The following is a 3,120-nucleotide window of genomic DNA, read 5'->3' as shown; positions in this document are numbered from 1 at the left end:
GAGCCGGCCAACGCTGCGGGAAGCTAACGGCGGCCCTCGGCGGCCGCTGCCGCGAAAAAATGTGACAAAAGACAGCGGACGACAACTGAAGCTAAGATGGTCGACAGCTGTCGAGCCTGCTTGCGGGCGGGCGATCCACGGAAAAGCGGTGCCAGCGCCCGCACCGGGCGAATGTGCCGACGTCGCATCCTCCCCCAGAGTCCGCGAAGAATGCCGGTTCCCGCGCCTTCCGGGAGCCTCGTCCCGCCGGGAGAGCGGCGGCACCCCACCGACCAGCTGGACCACATAAGCGGACCGCTACGACAACAGGGACCACGAAATACCGGCCCTAACCTTGATCTACCCGCCAAAACTGTTACCTCCGTCACACTCTGACGGATCCGTGCGGCCCGCACTGCGGAACCCCCGCCGGCGACCGCCTGTGACAAGGAAGAAGCCTCATGTCTGAACGCACCACCACGGCCGCTCCGGCCACTGCAGAATCTGACATTGCCCAAACTGGAACTGCCGCTTCCGCCAACGGTGACTCCGGGAACCGCGAGCCGCACCTCGCCCGGGCCCTCGGCAACCGCCACATCCAGCTGCTCGCCATCGGCGGCGCGATTGGCACCGGCCTGTTCATGGGGTCCGGGAAGACCATCTCGCTCGCCGGGCCCTCCGTCATCTTCGTCTACATGATCATCGGCTTCATGCTGTTCTTCGTGATGCGTGCCATGGGCGAGATCCTGCTCTCCAACCTGAACTACAAGTCCTTCAGCGACTTCGCCGGTGACCTTCTGGGGCCGTGGGCCGGCTTCTTCACCGGATGGTCCTACTGGTTCTTCTGGGTGGTCACCGGGGTGGCGGACATCGTCGCCATTTCCGGCTACGTGGACAAGCTCGCTCCCGGCACGCCCCTGTGGATCCCTGCGCTGCTCACGCCCGTGGTCTTGATCCTCCTGAACCTCCCCACCGTGAAGGCATTCGGTGAAGCGGAGTTCTGGTTTGCCATCATCAAGGTGGTCGCCATCGTGGCCCTGATCGTTACCGGCGCGGTCATGATCGCCACCCACTTCACGTCCCCGAACGGCGCGGAAGCCAACCTCGCCAACATGTGGAACGACGGCGGCATGTTCCCGCACGGCATGTTCGGCTTCGTCCTCGGGTTCCAGATCGCCATCTTCGCTTTCGCCGGAATCGAACTGGTGGGCACCGCCGCCGCCGAAACCAAGGACCCGGAGAAGAACCTGCCGCGCGCCATCAACTCCATCCCGGTCCGCGTCCTCCTGTTCTACGTGGGCGCCCTGGTGGTCATCATGGCCGTCAATCCGTGGCGCACCATCGACCCCGCCAGCAGCCCGTTCATCGGCATGTTCACCCTCGCCGGGCTGGGGATCGCCGCGGTGGTCATCAACCTTGTGGTCCTGACCTCCGCCGCCTCCAGCGCCAACTCCGGAATCTACTCAACGTCCCGGATGGTCTACGGCCTCGCCCAGGACGGGAACGCGCCTAAAGCGTTCGGAAAGCTCAGCGTCCGCAAAGTACCGCAGAACGCGCTGCTGTTCTCCTGCATCTTCCTGCTGGCCGGCCTGGTCCTGCTCTACTCCGGCGACTCCGTGATCGGCGCGTTCACGGTGGTCACGTCCGTGGCGTCCGTGCTGACCATGTTTGTGTGGTCCATGATCCTGGTCAGCTACATCGTCTTCCGCCGCCGCCGCCCGGCCCTGCACGAGGCGTCGTCCTTCAAGATGCCCGGCTCCGCCTTCATGCCGTACGTCGTGCTCGCGTTCTTCGTGTTCATGCTGGTGGCCCTGGGGCAGGCCGACGACACCCGGCTGGCACTCTTCGTGGCGCCCGTGTGGTTCCTGTTGCTGGGCGCGGCCTGGCACTTCAACCGCAAGTCCCCGCTGCAGCAGGCCCGGATTGTGGAATGGAAGGCCGTCCGCTCGCAGGAGGAAGCCCGCGCGTCTGCCTGATCCCCGCGCGGAAACAAAGGAGCGCGGAAGCAAAGGAGCGCTGAAACAAAGGAGCGCTGACGCGCAGGAGCCCCGGCCGGATCATCCGGCCGGGGCTCCTGTGCAGTGCTTGTTATGGTGCTGTGCCGTTACGCGCGTTTGGTGACGGCAGCCGGGACGACGGCGACGCGCGGCGCGACGGCCACGGCCGCGATCCCGATCACCGCCGTCAGCGCGAACACCCCGGAAAACGACGCCGACGGCGCCGCCGTCGCGAACGCTGCGAACACGATCCCCGTGCCGGCGAGGGCCAGGGCACCCCCGAGGGAATCCGAAATGGACATCGCCGAACTGTTGAAACCCTCGGTGTCCTTGGTGGAGAGCGCCAGGGTCATGACGCTCAGCCGCGGATACATCAGGCCCATGCCGCCCCCGGCGAAGATCCATCCCGCGATCGCGACCGCGGCCGGCCAGGCCAGTACCGTGGTCACGAGGGCCAGGACGACGGCGCCAAGGACCAGGGCCGATCCGATCCGCACCGCCCTCCGGTGCTCCAGCCGGGTCCCCAGCCTGCCCTGGATGGCCGATGCCGCCGCCCAGGCGATGGCGCCGCCGGTGAGCGTGAGGCCAGCAAACGTCGGGGCGAAGGCGTAGCGTTCCACGAGCAGGTACGGCAGGTAGACCTCGGCGCCGAAAAACGCCGCGGAGGCCAGGCCGCGGGTAAGGATTACGCTCGGCAGGCCGCGCCGGGCGGTCAGCGTTCCGCGCGGCATGAGGGGACGGACGGCCAGGAGCGCGACGGCGACGGCGGCCGCCGCCAGCACCCCGCCGGCGACCGGTACCGCTGCGGACAGGTTCAGGCCCAGCACGGCGAGCGCCGCCAGTGCCGCCAGCGCCAACTTGGCAAGGCCTCCCGGCGGACGGCCGCGGGACCCTGGCTCAGCGGCCGGGGAATCTCCGTCGGCGCCCGTGCTGCCGTTCAGGCCGCGCAGGGCCGGGGCCGTCAGGAGCAGGGCCGGCACCACGAGTCCGACCACGCCGAGAAAGACCCACTGCCAGCCGGCCAGCTGGGCCACGGCGCCGGCCGCGAACGGTCCCACGAGGGACGGGATGACCCAGGCCGCGGAGAAGGCGGCGAAAATTTTCGGATGCAGGACCGGCGGGTAGACCCGGGCAATCACCTGCA

Annotated in this window: 2 protein-coding genes; one reads left to right on the top strand and one right to left on the bottom strand. The window is 67.9% G+C overall.

The window, feature by feature from the left end:
- Positions 1–440 precede the first annotated feature (440 nt).
- On the top strand, positions 441–1,955 hold the full coding sequence (cycA, locus tag Y706_RS0103255; protein WP_028275441.1) for a D-serine/D-alanine/glycine transporter: 1,515 nt from the start codon (positions 441–443) through the stop codon (positions 1,953–1,955).
- A 128-nt stretch (positions 1,956–2,083) separates the two neighbouring features.
- Here cycA and Y706_RS23365 read toward each other — a convergent pair.
- Positions 2,084–3,120: MFS transporter (locus Y706_RS23365; RefSeq protein ID WP_043434475.1), on the bottom strand; the 1,037-nt coding region annotated here is incomplete at its 5' end.

Source organism: Arthrobacter sp. I3 (genome assembly GCF_000520575.1).
GTDB classification, from domain to species: Bacteria; Actinomycetota; Actinomycetes; order Actinomycetales; family Micrococcaceae; genus Arthrobacter; species Arthrobacter humicola_A.
This window is presented reverse-complemented; position numbering and strand designations above follow the sequence as displayed.